The following is a 15,751-nucleotide window of genomic DNA, read 5'->3' as shown; positions in this document are numbered from 1 at the left end:
GCGCGATCGGCTGGTCGGTTGCCATGGTCACCCGCGTTCGCGCAGAATAACGCGCGAAATGCGGGTCTAACGAGCCGTATTGCGCACCGATCGGCCCTGCGAGGAGTTTCCCATGGCGCACGTGGACGCGGAGATCGCGAGCCAACCCGACTGCTGGCGGGAGGCGGCCAGGCTGGCCGAGGTCGTCCACGGTGACCTGCCGCGCCCCGGCGAGCGGGTCGCCGTCGTCGGTTGCGGCACGTCGTGGTTCATGGCGATGGCGTACGCGGCCCGCCGCGAGCAGGCCGGCCAGGGTGAGACCGACGCGTTCCAGGCGTCCGAGTTCCCCGCCGGCCGCCACTACGACCGGCTGATCGCGATCACCCGTTCCGGCACCACCACCGAGGTGCTGGAACTGCTCGCCGCGCTACGCGGACGGACACCCACCACAGTCATCGTGGGTGACCCGGCGTCCCCGGCGGTCGAGCTGGCCACCGCCACCGTGGCCATGCCCTTCGCCGACGAGCGGTCGGTGGTGCAGACCCGCTTCGCGACCACCGCGTTGGCCCTGCTCCGGGCGCAGCTAGGCGACCCGGTGACCGCGCTCGCCGCCGACGCCGAGGTGGCGGTGCGATCCCCGCTGCCGATCGACCCGGCCACCATCGGGCAGGTCACCTTCCTCGGTCGGGGGTGGACGATCGGGCTGGCTCAGGAAGCGGCCCTGAAGTGCCGCGAGGCGGCCACCTTCTGGGCCGAGGCGTACCCGGCGATGGACTACCGGCACGGCCCCATCTCGGTCGCCGCGCCGGGCCGGCTGGTCTGGGCGTTCGGTGAGCTGCCCGACGGGCTACCCGAGGATGTGGCCGCCACCGGCGCGGCCTTCGTGCACAGCCGCACGCACGGTTGGCGCACGGTTTTGGGCAGCTGGTCCGCCGGCCGGACCCCGGTCGACCCGATGGCCGACCTGATCCTGGCCCAACGCTTCGCGGTCGCGCTGGCCACCAGCCGGGGCCTCGACCCGGACGCGCCCCGACACCTGACCCGGTCCGTGGTGTTGGCGTGAGCGACCGCGTGGTCGTTGCGCTGGACGTCGGCGGCACCGGCATGAAGTGCGCCCTGGTCCGACCGGACGGCGTGGTGGTCCGCACCGAGCGGCACCCCACCGACGCCGCTCGCGGCCCGGCCGCCGTGGTCGGCACCATCCTGGACGTGGCCGGCGGGCTGGCCGACAAGGCCCGCGCCGACGGGCTCACCCCGATCGCGGTCGGCATCGCCGTGCCGGGTGTGGTGGACGAGGCACGCGGCGTCGCGGTCTGGTCGGCGAACGTGGGCTTCCGGAACGTACCCCTGCGGGACCTGACGGTGACGCGGCTCGGCCTGCCGACGGCGCTCGGCCACGACGTGCGTGTCGGTGGTCTCGCCGAGGCCCGGCTCGGTGCCGGACGCGGCACCGGGCATGTGCTGTTCGTGGCCATCGGCACCGGCATCGCCGCCGCGCACGTCGTCGACGGCACGGCCGCCGTGGGAGCCCACGGCGCCGCCGGGGAGATCGGTCACATCCTGGTCCGGCCGGGCGGCCCGCGCTGCGGCTGTGGCCGCCCCGGCTGCCTGGAGGCGGTCGCGTCGGCCGCCGCGATCGGCCGCCGCTACGCCGAACTCGACGGCGAGACCGCCGACGCGCCGGTGACGGCGGCCGAGGTGGCCGAACGGGCCGCGGCCGGCGAACCGCTCGCCGGCCAGGTCTGGCAGGAGGCGGTCGAGGCGCTCGCCGATGGCCTGGCCAGCGGGCAGGCGTTGTTCGACGTGGCGACGATCGTGCTCGGCGGTGGCCTGGCCCAGGCCGGGGATCTGCTGTTGACGCCGCTGCGGGCGGCGCTGCACGAACGAATGACCTTCCACCGGGAGCCGCGGCTGGTCGCGGCAGCCCTCGGCGACGAGGCCGGTTGCCTCGGTGCCGCCCTGCTCGCCCTGGACGCCGTGGGTGTCCGTGACCATCAGGAGAAGCGATGACCGTACGGGTGAACGGCCGAGTGGTGACCCCGACCGGAGTCGTCCGCCAGGGCTGCGTCGAGTGGGACGGGGGTCGGATCACAGCGGTGGCCGAGTATCCGTCGGTGCGCGACGGGCACTGGATCCTGCCCGGCTTCGTCGACATGCACACCCATGGCGGCGGCGGCCACACCTTCACCACCGGGGACGCCGACGAGGCCCGCGCGGCGGCCGGTTTCCACCTCGCGCACGGCACCACCACGCTGCTAGCCAGCCTGGTCAGCGCGCCCTTTCCGCTGATGCGTACGGCCACCGAGGCGTTCGCCCCGCTTGTCGACGAGGGGGTGTTGGCGGGGATCCACTTCGAGGGGCCGTACCTGTCGGCCGCCCGCTGCGGCGCGCAGAACCCGGAGTTCCTGCGCGACCCGTCGACGGACGAGCTGACCGAGCTGATCGAGCTGGGCCGGGGCGCGATCCGGATGGTCACCCTCGCCCCGGAACGCGACGGCGCGCTAGAGGCGATCAAGCTGCTCACCGCGCAGCGGGTGGTGGCGGCGGTGGGCCACACCGACGCCACGTACGAGCAGACCCGCGCCGCGGTCGCCGCCGGCGCCAGCGTCGGCACCCACCTGTTCAACGGGATGCGGCCGGTGCATCACCGCGAGCCGGGGCCGGTGGTGGCTCTGCTCGACGCGCCCACCGTGATCTGCGAGCTGGTCGCCGACGGGGTGCACCTGCACGACGGCATGCTGACCTTCGTCACGGCGACCGCCGGTCCGGACCGCGCCGCGTTGATCACCGACGCGATGGCCGCCGCCGGAATGCCCGACGGCGAGTACGAGTTGGGCGGCCAGGCCGTCACCGTCGCCGACGGGGTAGCCCGCCTCGCCCGCGACGGCGCGATCGCCGGCAGCACCCTGACCATGGACGCTGCGCTGCGGCACGCCGTGAACGCCGGAATCCCGATCGCCGACGCCGCGCGGATGGTGGCCACCACCCCGGCGCGGGCCATCGGCCTGGGCGACCGGGTCGGGGCGCTTCAGGTGGGCCTGCGCGCCGACCTGGTGGTGCTCGACGACGACCTCAACGTGGTGCGGGTGCTGCGCGGAGGCTCCTGGGTGGAGTGACACCGAGGCCGGTCGCGCCGGTCGCGCCGGTCGGGACTGTTGCGCCGGTCGGGCCGGTCGGGACTGTCGCGCCGGTCGGGCCGGTCGAGACTGTCGGGCCGGTCGAGACTGTTGCGCCGGTCGGGCCGGTCGAGACTGTTGCGCAGCCTGTCGAGCTGCCCCACGTGTGGGGTGCACGGCGGGCAGCGGGCGGCAACGAGCGGGCAGCGGGCGGGCAGCGGGCGGGCAGCGGGCACTTCGCGGGCAGACGTACATGCGGATGCTCGTTGTCGGCAGCGGCACCGCAGCCCGCCCCACATTTGGGGCAGCTCTACAGGACTACCAGAGACCGTCCGGAGCTGAATCGTCTACGACATCAGCTCCAGAGGCAGCGCCCAGACGCCACGTCACGCCACGCCGGGCCGTCGGGCAGCCGGTGAGCACGACGACCCGGCCGCATCTCAGCCGAGGCTGGGAACCTCGACGCCGAGGACGGCCTGCTCGTCGGGGCGGTGCACCAGCACGTCGGACAGGTACGACTGGACCGCGTGGCGCATCCCGACGTCCCGGCCGGCCTGCTCGGACAGCAACCACTTGTGCTCGATGATCTGGGCGAACAGCTCCTGCGGCTCCAGCTTGCGGCGCAGGTGGGCGGGGACGGCCCGGACCACCGGCTCGAAGACCTCGGTGAGCCAGCGGTGGGCGGCCTGCTGCTCGTCGATCAGGTCGCTCTCCGCGCGGTAGGCGTCCAGGTCGTTGAGCAGCTTGCGTGCCTGGTTCTCCTCGGCGTCCAAGCCGGTCAGCCGCAGCAGTCGCCGGGTGTGGTAGCCGGCGTCGACGACCTTCGGCCGGACCAGGAAACGCCCGTCGTCGATTGACGACATGGCCACCTCGGCGACGTCGAAGCCCAGCTCGTTGAGGCGGCGGATCCGGCCCTCGATGTCGTGCCGGGCCTCCCGCTCGACCGCCTGCTCATAGGTGATCTCGTGCCAGAGCCGCTCGTAGCGCTGCACGACCTCCTCGCAGACCACCTCCGGGTCGATGGACTCGTGCAGCAGGCCGGCTGCCTGCAGGTCCAGCGCCTCACCGAAGATGTTCACCCGGGCGATCTCCAGGTCCTCGCCGCGCTGACCGTTGGAGAGCGAGTTGTGCAGGGCACCCGTCTCCGCGTCCACCAGGTAGGCGGCGAAGGCGCCCGCGTCCCGCCGGAACAGCGTGTTCGACAGTGAGCAGTCGCCCCAGAAGAAGCCGGTCAGGTGCATCCGCACGATCAGGGCGGCGAGCGCGTCGAGCAGCCGGCTCATCGTCTCCGGCCGAAGGGTGTGCGAGAAGAGCGCCCGGTACGGCAGCGAGAACTGCAGGTGCCGCGTGATCAGCACCGATTCGAGGGGTTCCCCGTCCGCAGTCTGCCGGTCGGCGACGACCGCCACCGCCTCGACCGAGGGAAAGTCGATCCGCTCCAGGGCCCGGAGCAGGTCGTACTCCCGCTCGGCGATCCGCTCGCGGGTCTCCTTGAACGCGTACACGAACTCGCCCAACCGGACGAACCGGACGATGTGCCGGGAGATGCCCTGCGGCAGCGCGACCAGGTGTTGGGCAGGCCACTCCTCCAGCGGTGTCGACCAGGGCAGGTCGAGCAGCGCCGGGTCCACGAGGGCAGACGTGATCCGCACGGGCACAAGCATGACTGGTCGCCCCCGCATCCGCCCCTGATCGTGGTTCGGCCCACAGCGCCGGACACCCCGGCCTCGCGCCGTGCCGGTAGCGTGGTCGCGTGCTCAAACCCACAGCGGTACGACGTGAGCTGCGGCTACGGCCCGTCCGCCCGGCCGGCTGGTGGTTCGACGCGCTCCTGCTCGTCGGGTTCGGCGCGTTGACCCTGGCCCTTGCCCGCGGGGCGCTGCTCGGTCTGGATCTCGCCGTTCGCGAGTGGGCGTACGCCCATCACCCGGCGCCGATCTACTGGACGGCGCGGGCTTTCAACTTCCTCGGGCAGGGTGGCTGGCTGCTGATGCCGATCGCCGGGGCGCTCGGCCTGGCGGTCGCGTGGCGTGCCCGCACGGTTCGGCCGCTGCTGCTGCTGGCGGGGGCGTTCGTGCTCCTGTACCTGACGGTCGGCCCCCTCAAGGTCCTGACCGACCGGGCCGCACCCAGCTCGCATCTGCCACCGAGCGAGTCGGTCCGGATCTTCAACGACCTGCCGCCCACCGAGTACGACCTCTCCTACCCGTCGGGGCACGTCGCCAACGCGATCGTCTGGTACGGGGTGATCGCCGTGCTGCTGACGGCGCTCATGGCCGGGCGGATGCACCCCGTCGTGCACCGGCTGATCCGTTTTGCCCCACCGGCGATCCTCCTGGTCACCACCACATACCTGAACTTCCACTGGCTCACCGACGGCGTGGCGGCGTTGCTGCTGGGGCTGTTCCTGGACCGGCTGCTGCACCGGGTGCCCTGGGACGATCTGCCGCTTCCCGGCCGGCTACGCCAATGGGACCGGCCGTTCACCTCGTACCCCTAGATTTGGCCTGTGGATCAACTGGCGCGGCGGCTGGGCGTACCCGATGCGGTTGTCATCGGGTTGGGCTCGATGCTCGGCGCGGGCGTCTTCGTGGTCTTCGGCCCGGCAGTGGCGGCGGCCGGCGGCGCCGGTCTGCTGCCCGCGCTGGTGCTGGCCGGCTTCGTGGCCTTCTGCAACGCGACCAGCTCGGCCCGGCTGGCGGCCCGTTATCCGGAGTCCGGCGGCACCTACGTCTACGGCCGGGAGCGTCTCGGGCCGTTCGCCGGGTTCGTGGCCGGCTGGGGCTTCGTGGTCGGCAAGACGGCGAGTTGTGCGGCGATGGCGTTGACCGTCGGGGCGTACCTGTGGCCGGGTCAGGCTCGGCTGGTCGCCGCCGGCGCGGTGCTCGCGGTGACCGCGGTGAACCTGCGCGGCATCGCCAAGACCGCCGCCGTGACCAGGGCGTTGGTGGCGCTGGTGCTCGCGGTGCTGGCAGTGGTCACCGTCGTCGGTGTGGTCGGTGGGCCGGTGCGCCTGGACCGGCTCGGTGAGGCCGGCGGTTCGGCGCGGGGTGTGCTCGCCGCCGCCGGGTTGCTCTTCTTCGCCTTCGCCGGGTACGCCCGGATCGCCACGCTCGGTGAGGAGGTTCGCGACCCGCAGCGGACCATTCCGCGGGCGGTGCCGTTGGCGCTCGGGGTGGTGCTCGTGATCTACCTGGTGCTGGCCGTGGTCACGCTCGGCGTGCTCGGCGGCGACCGGCTGGCCGATTCCGCCGCGCCCCTGGTCGACGTGGTGACCACCGCCGGGCTGCCCAGCCTGGCGTGGGTGGTCCGCGCCGGCGCCACCGTCGCCGTCGTCGGGGTGCTGCTGTCCCTGGTCGCCGGGGTCGGTCGGACCACCCTCGCCATGGCCCGCCGCCACGACCTGCCCGGAGCGTTGGCCGCCGTGCACCCGGTGCGCCAGGTGCCGCACCGGGCCGAGCTGGCGGTCGCCGCCGTGGTGATCGTGGTGGTGCTGCTCGGCGACGTGCGCGCCGCGATCGGCTTCTCCAGCTGCACGGTGCTCGTCTACTACGCGATCACCAACGCGGCGGCGCTCACCCTGGGCCGGGACCCGGACCGGCGGTTGCCGGTCCGGGTGCTCGCCGGCCTCGGGCTCTTCGGTTGTCTGGTGCTGGCGGTCAACCTGCCGCTGGGCAGCGTTCTCGCCGGCTTCGGCGTGCTCGCCGTCGGTGCCGCCTCCTACGCCCTGCGGGCCCGCCACTGACCCCGGCAGGCGGCCGCAGTCAGCGACTCAACCGCCGGTAGCGGCGCACGGCCAGCGGGGCGAACGTCGCGATCAGCAGCACCGGCCACAGCACCGCCAACAGCATCGCGTGCTCCGCCGGCCAGGAATCGCCACCCAGGCCAGGGTTGCCGAACAGCTCGCGGATCGCCGCCACTGTGGCCGACAACGGGTTCCACTCCGAGATCGCCCCGATGACCGGTGGCATCAGCTCGGGCGACACGAAGACGTTGGAGATCGCGCTCAACGGGAACGCCGCCGGAAAGACGATCACACCGACCGTGTCCGGGTTGCGGACCAGCAACGCCAGGTAGATCCCGACCCAGGTGATCGCGATTCGCAGCAACAGGAGGAGACCGACGGCGAGCATCGCCTTGCCGACACCCTGTCGCCACTGCCACCCGACGAGCAGCCCGCAGATCAACAGGGTGGACATCTCCAGCAGGGCGCGCAGCAGATCGGCGGCGCTGCGACCGGTCATCAGGGCGGACCGTGCCATCGGCATCGACCGGAACCGGTCGAGCACACCCCGGCTGAGGTCCAGCGCCACGCCGGTCGCGGTGGCCCCCAGCCCGTACAGCATCGTCATCACGAACACCCCGGGCAGCAGGAACTCGCGGTAGTTGCCGCCACCCGCCACCTGCATGCCGCTGCCGAACACGTACCCGAAGACCAGCACGAACATGATCGGCAGCGAGAAGTAGAGGATCAGCTCCTCCGGCGCGCGGACCACGTGGGTCATGTTCCGCCTGGTCATCGTCCAGCCGTCGGCGATCACAGTGGTCATGCCATCTCCACAGTTCGTCCGGCCCCGACAGGCTCGCGGGCCTCGTCCGGCCGGTGCCCGGTCAGGTGCAGGAATGCCTCGTCCAACGTCGCGCGCCGCAGGCCGACGTCCTCGACAGCGATCCCGGCGTCGTCCAGCGCGCGAACCACGTCGACCAGGCCGGCGACGCGATCGACCACCGGCACGCTGAGCCGTCGGATCTCCGGATCGAGTTCGGGCTCCGCGCCGCAGATCGAAGCGACGAGGCCTGCCGCGTGGCCCAGCTCGGCCACGTCGCGGACCACCACCTCGACCCGGTCACCACCGGTCATCGACTTCAGCTGGTTGGGCGAGCCCTCCGCCACCACCCGACCGGCGTCGATCACCGAGATCCGGTCGGCGAGCTGATCGGCCTCCTCCAGGTACTGCGTGGTGAGCAGCACCGTCGTCCCGTCCGCCACGAGACCGCGGACCAGGTCCCACACCTGGTTGCGACTGCGCGGGTCCAGGCCGGTCGTCGGCTCGTCCAGGAAGAGCACGCGCGGCGTACGGATCAGGCTGGCGGCGAGGTCCAGTCGGCGGCGCATCCCACCCGAGTACTCACCGGCGGACCGGCCCGCCGCCTCGTCGAGCCCGAACCGTTCCAGCAGTTCGCCAGCGCGTCGACGGGCCTCCCGTCGGCCGAGCCGGAACAGCCGCCCGAACAGCTCCAGGTTCTGCCGGCCGCTGAGGATCTCGTCGACCGCGGCGTACTGCCCGGTCAGCCCGATCCGGGCGCGCACCTCGTCCGGCCGACGCAGCACGTCGTACCCGGCCACGGTCGCCCTTCCCGTGTCGAAGCGCAGCAGCGTGGTGAGGATCCGCACGGCCGTCGTCTTGCCCGCGCCGTTCGGTCCCAGCAGTCCGTGGACCGTGCCGGGCGGCACGGTCAGGTCGAACGTGTCGAGCGCGCGGGTCGGGCCGTACCGCTTGCCCAGACCCTCGGCGACCACCTCGAATGTCGTCATGCCCCCACGGTGCGGTGGGGCGCTGACGGGTCACGCACCGTCCGCTGACGGCCGCGCACCAGCCTGTTCCGCCTCGGTGATCTGCTGGAGCACGAGGATGATCTCCGCGCGGGTGGCCTCGCCGATGAACCAGCCGGTGAGCCCGCCGGCCAAGGCCTCTTCGCAGAGTCGCCTCGCCTCGGCCAGGTCTCCGCGCAGTCGGGCCAGCTTGGAGAGGCCGAGCCGGGCGCTGGAGGCGAACTCGGGAGCGCCGCTGCGCTGCGCGAGGAGCAGCGCACGCCCGAAGTCATCCCGCGCCGCGGCGAGGTCACCGGTGTGCAGCCTTATCTCACCCCGGGTTCGCACCATGTCGGCCTGGTCGACGGCCGACCCGAGGTCCTCGGCCAACCCCATGGCCTGATCGATGTGGGCGCCGGCCGCCTCCGGATCGCCGCGCCAGGCCGCGAGTTCACCAAGCGCGCCGAGCGTAATCATCGATCCCCACCGGTCTCCGGTGCTCCGGAAGCCGTCCAGCGCAGTGGTCAGCGCGACAATGGCCCGGTCGCCCTCGCCACTCCACATCAATGCCGAGCCTCTCCCCATGCCGCCGAGCGCGTTGATCCACCCGTCCGGGCCGACGAGCTGTCGCAACTCCCCCATCAGCTCGTCCACGTCCTCGACTCCACCGGACGGCGGGCCGGTGGAGATGCCCGACAGGTACAGCAGGAACGGCTGTCGGGGCGGGCGGTCGAGGCTGCGGATCACGGACCGCTGCGTTCCGAGGGTCGGCAGGGGGCCGGAGCCGGCGAGCGAGGCGTTGTAGACGCAGAGGGCGAACTCCTCGTTCAGCCCCGGCGGTGCCTCGGTGCCGAGCAGTTCGAGGACGTCGGTGGCCAGCCGCGCCCCCTCCCCGCGCATGCCGCGCAGCCACCAGTAGAACGACAGGGCCGCGACCATCCCGGCCGCGTCGGACGCGTCACCGGCGGCCGTGGCCCGGCGCAACGCCGCGTGCAGGTTGTCCCGCTCGGCGTCGAGCCTGCGCAGCCAGTGCAGTTGCTCCGCGCACCGGAGGTGGTCACTCGCGGTCCAGGCGAACTCCAGGAAGTACGCGGTGTGCGCACGACGGAGCCGGTCGGCCTCACCGGCCTCGGCGAGACGCTCGGCGCAGAAGGCCCGCACCGTTTCGAGCATCCGGTACCGGCCGCCGGTCATCTCCACGAAGGACTTGTCGACCAGACCGGTGAACGCGTCGACGAACTCGGAGGTGGGCAGACCGCAGACCTCCCCGGCCGCCTCCAGCGTGGCTCCACCGGCGAAGACGGTCAGCCGGCGGGCCACTGTCCGTTCGGCGTCGTCGAGCAGATCCCAACTCCACTCGACCACCGCCCGGAGGGTGCGGTGCCGCGGCGACACGGCCCGGCTGCCCGTCGACAGCAACCGGAACCGATCGTCGAGACGGGCGGCCACCTCGGCGACGGACAGCGCCCGCAGCCGCGCGGCCGCCAACTCGATCGCCAACGGCAGACCGTCCAGGCTGCGGCAGATCCGCAGCACCATCTCGACGTTGGCAGGCGTGACGGTGAAGTCGGGCGCGACGTCGACGGCCCGCTGGGCGAAGAGACCGACCGCCGCGTAGTCGTCGGCGTCCAGCACGGACGCGCCGAGCGGTGGCAGGGTGAGCCCGGACAGCGGGCACAGCGCCTCACCGGCCAACCCGAGCGGCTCCCGACTGGTGGCCAGGACGCGCAACGCCGGGCACGCGCTCAACAACCGGGCGGCCAGCCGGGCCGCGTCGACGAGCACGTGCTCGCAGTTGTCGAGCACGAGCAGCAGTCGCCGCTCGGCGAGCGCCTCGACCAGCCGATCGGTGGTCTGCCGGCCCGGCTCGGCCGGGGCGCGCAGGCCCGCGTCGCGCAGGCCGAGCGCGCTCAGCACCGCCTGCGGTACGTCCGAACCGTCGGCCAGCCCCGCCAGCTCGACCAGACGGACCTCCCCGTCGACTCGGCCCGCAGCCTCGATCGCCAGGCGCGTCTTGCCTGCTCCCCCGGGACCGGTGAGGGTGACGAGCCGGCGCTCGCCGAGCAACTCGCCGACGCGCTTGAGCTCCTCCTCCCGCCCGACGAACGTGGTGAGCTGACTCGGCAGCGCCGGTTCGGCCGACAGGCGTTCCTCGCCACGCAGCACCGCCAGGTGGACCGCGGCCAGCTCCGCCGACGGGTCGACGCCCAGCTGCTCGGCCAGCGTGCGCCGGGCGTCCTCGAACTCGGCCAGCGCCTCCGCCGACCGATCCAGGGCGGCCAGGGCGCGCATGAGCTGGCCCCGCAAACGCTCCCGCAACGGATGCGCGACGACCAACTCCCGCAACTCCGCGATCAGCGCGCCGGGTGCGCCCAGCGCCAGGTCCGCCTCGATTCGATCCTCGGTGGCGGCCAGTCGCAGCTCGTCCAGTCGGGCCGCCTGCGCGGGCGCACCGGCCGCGCCGATGGCGTCGGCCAGCGCGGGACCACGCCACAGCCCCAGCGCCTCACGCAACACGGCCGCCGCCCGGGGCCAGTCTCCGTCGACGAGCGCGCGGCGTCCCGCCTCGGCGAGCCGTTCGAACCGGTACGCGTCGACGTCGCCGGGATCCACCGCCAGGCGGTAACCGGCCGGGTGGAACTCGACCGGGTCGGGCTCCGCGCTCAGAGCCTGGCGCAGGCGCGACACCTGGGACTGGAGGGCGTTGGCCCCACCCCGGGGCGGATGCTCCCCGTACAGGCCGTCGATCAACCGCTCGGCGGAGACCACCCGGCCCGCGTCGAGCAGGAGGAGCGCCAGCAGGGCGCGCAGCCGCAGACCGCCCACGGGGACCTCTCGCCCGTCGGCCAGCACCACCTGGGTCGGCCCCAGGATGCGGAAACGCATGCCATGGATTGTCGCTCAGCGCCTGGCGGTTCTGACCGCGCCGGGTGGCGTCAGCTCCCCTCGCCGGTCCCGTCATGCCGGTGGGTCAGCTCGAACTCGTCCGCTGGGCCACCGTTGGTCGTCGTGGGCGCGTCCCCGACGGGGGGAACGGGATGTGCCGCGTCGGCCCCCGAGTCCGTCTGTACCGGCACCGGAGGAGGCGCTGCCGCTGGAGCGTGCACCCCGCCCTGGACCGGCCCGGCCGGCCGAGAGACCGGCCCCGGCTGGGCCGGCGGGGCGCACTGCCGGGTCAGCCAGTCCAACCCGCGCCGCCGGGCGACCACCGTCAGCCGGTCACCAGCGAAGATCACCTGCCGGGGGTCGAGGTCCTTCCACCAGATCGTCTTGGCACCGCCCGCCGGGGTACGGGCGATCAGCCGGACCTGCCCGTCCCGGTTGACCACGTTCAGCGGTCGGCCGTCCAACTCGGAGCCGGGGGCGACCGGCACCTCGGCGACCGGCAGCGCGTGCCTGTCGACCGGGATGGTGGTGATCACGGCGCGTTCGGTGAGCGCCCCGATGAAGGCCGGGGCGGCCAGGTAGGAGACCGACCGGGACACCCCGAGCGCGAAGGTCTCCTCCACCCGTTCGGCGAAGTCACCGTCGAAGAGCCGAAGCACCACGCGCAGGTCGGCACGGAGGTCGCGGGCAGCGAGCGCCGCCTCCAGGTTGGCCACGTCGTCGGTGGACGCCACCACAAGCGCCTGGCAGTCGGCCACCGAGGCGGCGATCAGCGTCTCGGGCAGAGCGGCGTCACCGACGATCAGCGGCACCTCCAGTTGGCGGGCCAGGGTTGCGCCACGCGGCTCCGGGGCCTTGTCGATTGCCACCACCTCGACGTCGTACTCGCGCAGTTGCGCCATCACCCGCGTGCCGACGTTGCCCAGGCCGATCACCACCACGTGCCCCGCCCGCGCGGGTTGCAGGCGGCCGGTGTGCAGGGCCAGCCGGGCGTTGACGATGCCGTCCACCACGACGGCGGTGATCAGTGGGATCAGCGCCAACCCGGCCAGGTTGAGCACCACCTGCATGATCTGGGCGTCCGCCGCCTTGGTGGTGTCCGGGTCCGCGCCGCTGAGCGTGGTGACCAGCGTCAGATAGAGGGCCTCCAGCGGAGAGACGTCCTCGGCACGGGAGATCAGCGCCCCCAGCACCGCGATCAGCGCGAGCACCACCATCACCGCAATACCGATCTTGCGGGTGGCGAAGCCGCGTACCGCACCCATCACCACCGCGACCGGACGACGCCGCCGACGCGCGTGGACCAGCCGGCGTGCGGCGACCTCGGTGCCCGGTGGCTGACCGGTCGCCTCGGCGAGCACCAGGTCGGCGCCGGCCTGCTCGGCCGGCAGCAGCTCCACCCCCTGCGCCTCGCTGAGGTGCGCCAACGCGCAGACCACGTCCTGCGGTCGCACGTCGGCCCGACGCGCCACCCGCAGTGTCTTGTCCCGATGTTGGAAGGAACTCGGGTCGACCTCGTTGAGCGCGGCGGCCACGAAGGCCGGCGCGGCCATCTCCGCGTCGGAGAGCACCTCGACCGGGGCCTTGATCAGCTTTCGTACGCCGTCGGCGAGGGTGCCGTTGAACATCCGCAGCACCTGGCGGACCCGCTGGTCGACAGCCTGGGCGCAGAGCGCGGCGTGCAGGTTGCCCACGTCGTCCTGGTGCAACAGGGCCAGCCCGGTCGCGCCGGCCAGGCCGGCGGCCTCGAAGGTGGCCACGTCCAGCCGGTCCGAGCGGACCACCCGCACCCCGCGCAGCCCGGCCACGTCCGGCCCGTTGCTGCGGTAACGCTCCGGCACCACGACTGTCACCCGGGCCCCGCCCGCCGGCAGCTCGGATTCGAGCACCGCCCGGGCCACGTAGTAGGCCAGCGCGTCCTTCCCGCAGATCACGTAGTGCGGGCGCGGATCACCGACGGACCGCAGCCGCCAGTTCCACTCGACCGCCCGTCGCGCCCGGTCCCGCCACGGCTCCGCCATGCCCGGATCGTAATCAGCACGGCCCTGGTGGGCGACCCCGTCCGGATCATCCCGGGACCAGGTATGCCCGCCCCGGCGACGGGTAGAGCAGCGACATGCAGACGTTCCTCCCGTACCCGGGCTTCTTGGCCAGCGCCCGCACGCTGGACCAGAAGCGGCTGGGCAAGCAGCGGGTGGAGGCCATCCAGGTGCTGCGTGGGCTCACCCGACCCGGGTACGGCTGGCGCAACCACCCGGCCGTGAAGATGTGGGCCGGGTACGAGGAGGCGCTCGTCCGCTACGGGCTGGACATGTGCGCGGTCTGGACCGAACCGGGGCGGGCCGACACCTGCGCCGCCACGATGACAGTCGACCTCGCCGCCGCCTGCGGGGGCGGCGTCGTACGGACCCAGGACGAGCTGGCCCGAGCCGGCGAGCTGCCACCGTGGCTGGGCCGCGACGACCTGCACCTGAGTCACCGCTCGTCGCTGCTGCGCAAGGACCCGGCGCACTACCGCCCGCTGTTCGGCGACGACGTGCCGGAGGATCTGGAGTACGTCTGGCCCGCCTCCGACCGGCCCCGCCGTTGCTTGCCGGCCGACTGAGCGAAGGTGCGGCAGACTGGGCCCATGGCGCTGTCGCAACTGGTAGGTCGGCTGCTCGGCGTACGGCAGCACCAGGTGGACCCGGGCGGCGGTGGCGCCGACCGCGTGCCGCGACCGACCACGGCGCTGGTGGTGGGTGGCGGCATCGCCGGCATGTCTGCGGCGGTGGTGCTGGCCGAGCGGGGTGTGGCGGTCACGGTGCTGGAGGCGGCGCCGACAGTTGGCGGTCGACTGGGCGCCTGGCCGGAGGCGCTCGCCGACGGCAGCCAGCGAAACGAGCACGGCTTCCACGCGTTCTTCCGGCAGTACTACAACTGGCGGTCGATCCTCCGCCGGGTCGACAGTGACCTGGGCTTCCTCAAGCCCATTCCGGGTTACCCGATTCTCAGCGAGCGGTGGCCGACCGAGGAGTTCGGCAAGTTGCCGCCCGCGCCGCCGGCGAACCTGCTGGCGTTGCTGTTGCGCAGCCCCAGCCTGCGCCTGGCCGACCTGCGACACATGGATCGGGACGCCGCGCTGCCGCTGCTCAGCTACGACCCGGTGCGCACCTACGCCGACCTGGACGACACCACCGCCGACGAGCTGCTGGCATCGCTGCGACTGCCGGACCGGGCGCGGGCGATGCTGTTCGAGGTCTTCTCGCACTCGTTCTTCAACCACGAGGCGGAGATGTCGGCCGCCGAGATGGTCGCCCAGTTCCACTTCTACCTGCTCGGCAACCCGGAAGGGCTGGCCTTCGACTGCCCCGACGAGGACTACGCCACGGCGATCTGGGAGCCGCTGACCCGGCACGTGCAGAAGCACGGCGGTCGGGTCCTCACCGACTGCGCCGCCACCGGGGTGCACCGCGACGCCGAGGGCTGGCGGGTGACGACCACCGACGGCGGCAGCCATCCGGCGGGTCACGTCGTGCTCGCCGTCGACCCGCCGGCGCTCGCCGCGCTGGTCGCGGCCTCACCGGACCTGGCCGGGCAGGCACCCGACCTGGCGGCACGGATGCCGGCCTTCGGCACCCCAGGCCCGCCGTACGCGGTGGCGCGGTACTGGTGTTTCGGGGACGTGGCCGCCGAGCGGGCGGTGTTCAGTGGCGTGTCCCGCCAGCCCACTCTGGACTCGGTGACGCTCTATCACCGGCTGGAGAACGAGCCGCGCCGCTGGGCGCAGCAGACCGGCGGGTCGGTCATCGAGTTGCACGCGTACGCCTGCGAGCCCGGCGTGCCGGCCGACGAACTGGCCGAGCGGATGCGTCGCGAGCTGATCGCGCTCTGGCCGGAGGCCGGCGACCTGCGGGTCCGCGAGCTGCGGGCCCGGGTGGAGGCGCAGGCACCGGCGTTCACGCCGGGCAGCCACGCCTGGCGACCGGGGGTACGCACCGATGCGAACGGCCTCTACCTGGCCGGAGACGGCATCGCCACGGACTTCCCGAGCGCGTTGATGGAACGCTCCGCCGCGACCGGGATCATCGCCGCGAACCACATCCTGCGCGCCGAGGGTGGCGCGGCCGAGCCGGTGCGCTCGATCCGACCGCGCGGGCTGCTGGCCGGCAGGCCAAATCAGCAAAAAACGACATAAGCCACAGTGCGCTGCCGTACGCTCGAATGATCAACCGTCGATCGGCCGGGCGGGAGGGCA

Annotated in this window: 12 protein-coding genes; 7 read left to right on the top strand and 5 right to left on the bottom strand. The window is 72.9% G+C overall.

The annotated features are described in order from the left end of the window. Window positions 1–112 precede the first annotated feature (112 nt). From ACLQ3B_RS15360 to nagA, 3 genes are read left to right on the top strand one after another with little or no spacing between them, the layout of a single operon-like run. Window positions 113–1,042 (top strand): SIS domain-containing protein, encoded by a 930-nt coding sequence (locus ACLQ3B_RS15360; protein ID WP_425781257.1) that lies wholly within the window; start codon window positions 113–115, stop codon window positions 1,040–1,042. After that, window positions 1,039–1,989: an ROK family protein gene (locus tag ACLQ3B_RS15355; protein WP_425781255.1), complete on the top strand. Its 951-nt coding sequence runs from the start codon at window positions 1,039–1,041 to the stop codon at window positions 1,987–1,989. The genes ACLQ3B_RS15360 and ACLQ3B_RS15355 overlap by 4 nt, the downstream gene beginning before the upstream one ends. After that, window positions 1,986–3,095: an N-acetylglucosamine-6-phosphate deacetylase gene (gene nagA, locus ACLQ3B_RS15350; RefSeq protein WP_425781253.1), complete on the top strand. Its 1,110-nt coding sequence runs from the start codon at window positions 1,986–1,988 to the stop codon at window positions 3,093–3,095. Before ACLQ3B_RS15355 ends, nagA begins: the two co-directional genes overlap by 4 nt. Window positions 3,096–3,535: 440 nt before the next feature. Here the strand turns inward: nagA and ACLQ3B_RS15345 are convergent, their stop codons facing one another. Beyond that, entirely contained in the window at window positions 3,536–4,759 is a 1,224-nt protein-coding gene (locus ACLQ3B_RS15345) for a DUF4032 domain-containing protein (protein ID WP_425781252.1), read from the bottom strand. An 89-nt stretch (window positions 4,760–4,848) separates the two neighbouring features. On the opposite strand from ACLQ3B_RS15345, the gene ACLQ3B_RS15340 reads away from it, so the two are divergent. Together ACLQ3B_RS15340 and ACLQ3B_RS15335 are read left to right on the top strand one after the other, a co-directional pair. Continuing rightward, on the top strand, window positions 4,849–5,595 hold the full coding sequence (locus tag ACLQ3B_RS15340; protein ID WP_425781250.1) for a phosphatase PAP2 family protein: 747 nt from the start codon (window positions 4,849–4,851) through the stop codon (window positions 5,593–5,595). 9 nt (window positions 5,596–5,604) lie between these two features. Next, complete coding sequence (locus tag ACLQ3B_RS15335) at window positions 5,605–6,840, top strand: APC family permease (RefSeq protein ID WP_425781248.1); 1,236 nt, start codon at window positions 5,605–5,607, stop codon at window positions 6,838–6,840. Window positions 6,841–6,859: 19 nt separating this feature from the next. On the opposite strand, the gene ACLQ3B_RS15330 is transcribed toward ACLQ3B_RS15335, so the two are convergent. The 4 genes from ACLQ3B_RS15330 to ACLQ3B_RS15315 are packed head-to-tail and all read right to left on the bottom strand — an operon-like array spanning window position 6,860 to window position 13,535. Then, window positions 6,860–7,645 carry an ABC transporter permease gene (locus ACLQ3B_RS15330; RefSeq protein ID WP_425781246.1) on the bottom strand — a complete coding sequence of 262 codons (786 nt, stop codon included), beginning with the start codon at window positions 7,643–7,645 and terminating at the stop codon, window positions 6,860–6,862. Further along, window positions 7,642–8,631: an ATP-binding cassette domain-containing protein gene (locus ACLQ3B_RS15325; RefSeq protein ID WP_425781244.1), complete on the bottom strand. Its 990-nt coding sequence runs from the start codon at window positions 8,629–8,631 to the stop codon at window positions 7,642–7,644. The genes ACLQ3B_RS15330 and ACLQ3B_RS15325 overlap by 4 nt, the downstream gene beginning before the upstream one ends. Window positions 8,632–8,661: 30 nt before the next feature. After that, window positions 8,662–11,514, bottom strand: coding sequence for a BTAD domain-containing putative transcriptional regulator (locus ACLQ3B_RS15320; protein ID WP_425781242.1), 2,853 nt, complete (start codon window positions 11,512–11,514; stop codon window positions 8,662–8,664). A gap of 50 nt (window positions 11,515–11,564) precedes the next feature. Further along, the gene (locus tag ACLQ3B_RS15315; RefSeq protein WP_425781241.1) at window positions 11,565–13,535 is read right to left on the bottom strand and encodes a potassium channel family protein; all 1,971 of its coding nucleotides are present in this window, start codon (window positions 13,533–13,535) and stop codon (window positions 11,565–11,567) included. A gap of 95 nt (window positions 13,536–13,630) precedes the next feature. On the opposite strand from ACLQ3B_RS15315, the gene ACLQ3B_RS15310 reads away from it, so the two are divergent. Together ACLQ3B_RS15310 and ACLQ3B_RS15305 are read left to right on the top strand one after the other, a co-directional pair. Beyond that, window positions 13,631–14,119, top strand: coding sequence for an MSMEG_6728 family protein (locus ACLQ3B_RS15310; RefSeq protein WP_425781239.1), 489 nt, complete (start codon window positions 13,631–13,633; stop codon window positions 14,117–14,119). Window positions 14,120–14,143: 24 nt separating this feature from the next. After that, window positions 14,144–15,691 (top strand): FAD-dependent oxidoreductase, encoded by a 1,548-nt coding sequence (locus ACLQ3B_RS15305; protein ID WP_425781237.1) that lies wholly within the window; start codon window positions 14,144–14,146, stop codon window positions 15,689–15,691. Window positions 15,692–15,751 lie beyond the last annotated feature (60 nt).

The organism is Micromonospora sp. DT53 (genome assembly GCF_049841535.1).
GTDB lineage: Bacteria > Actinomycetota > Actinomycetes > Mycobacteriales > Micromonosporaceae > Micromonospora.
This window is presented reverse-complemented; position numbering and strand designations above follow the sequence as displayed.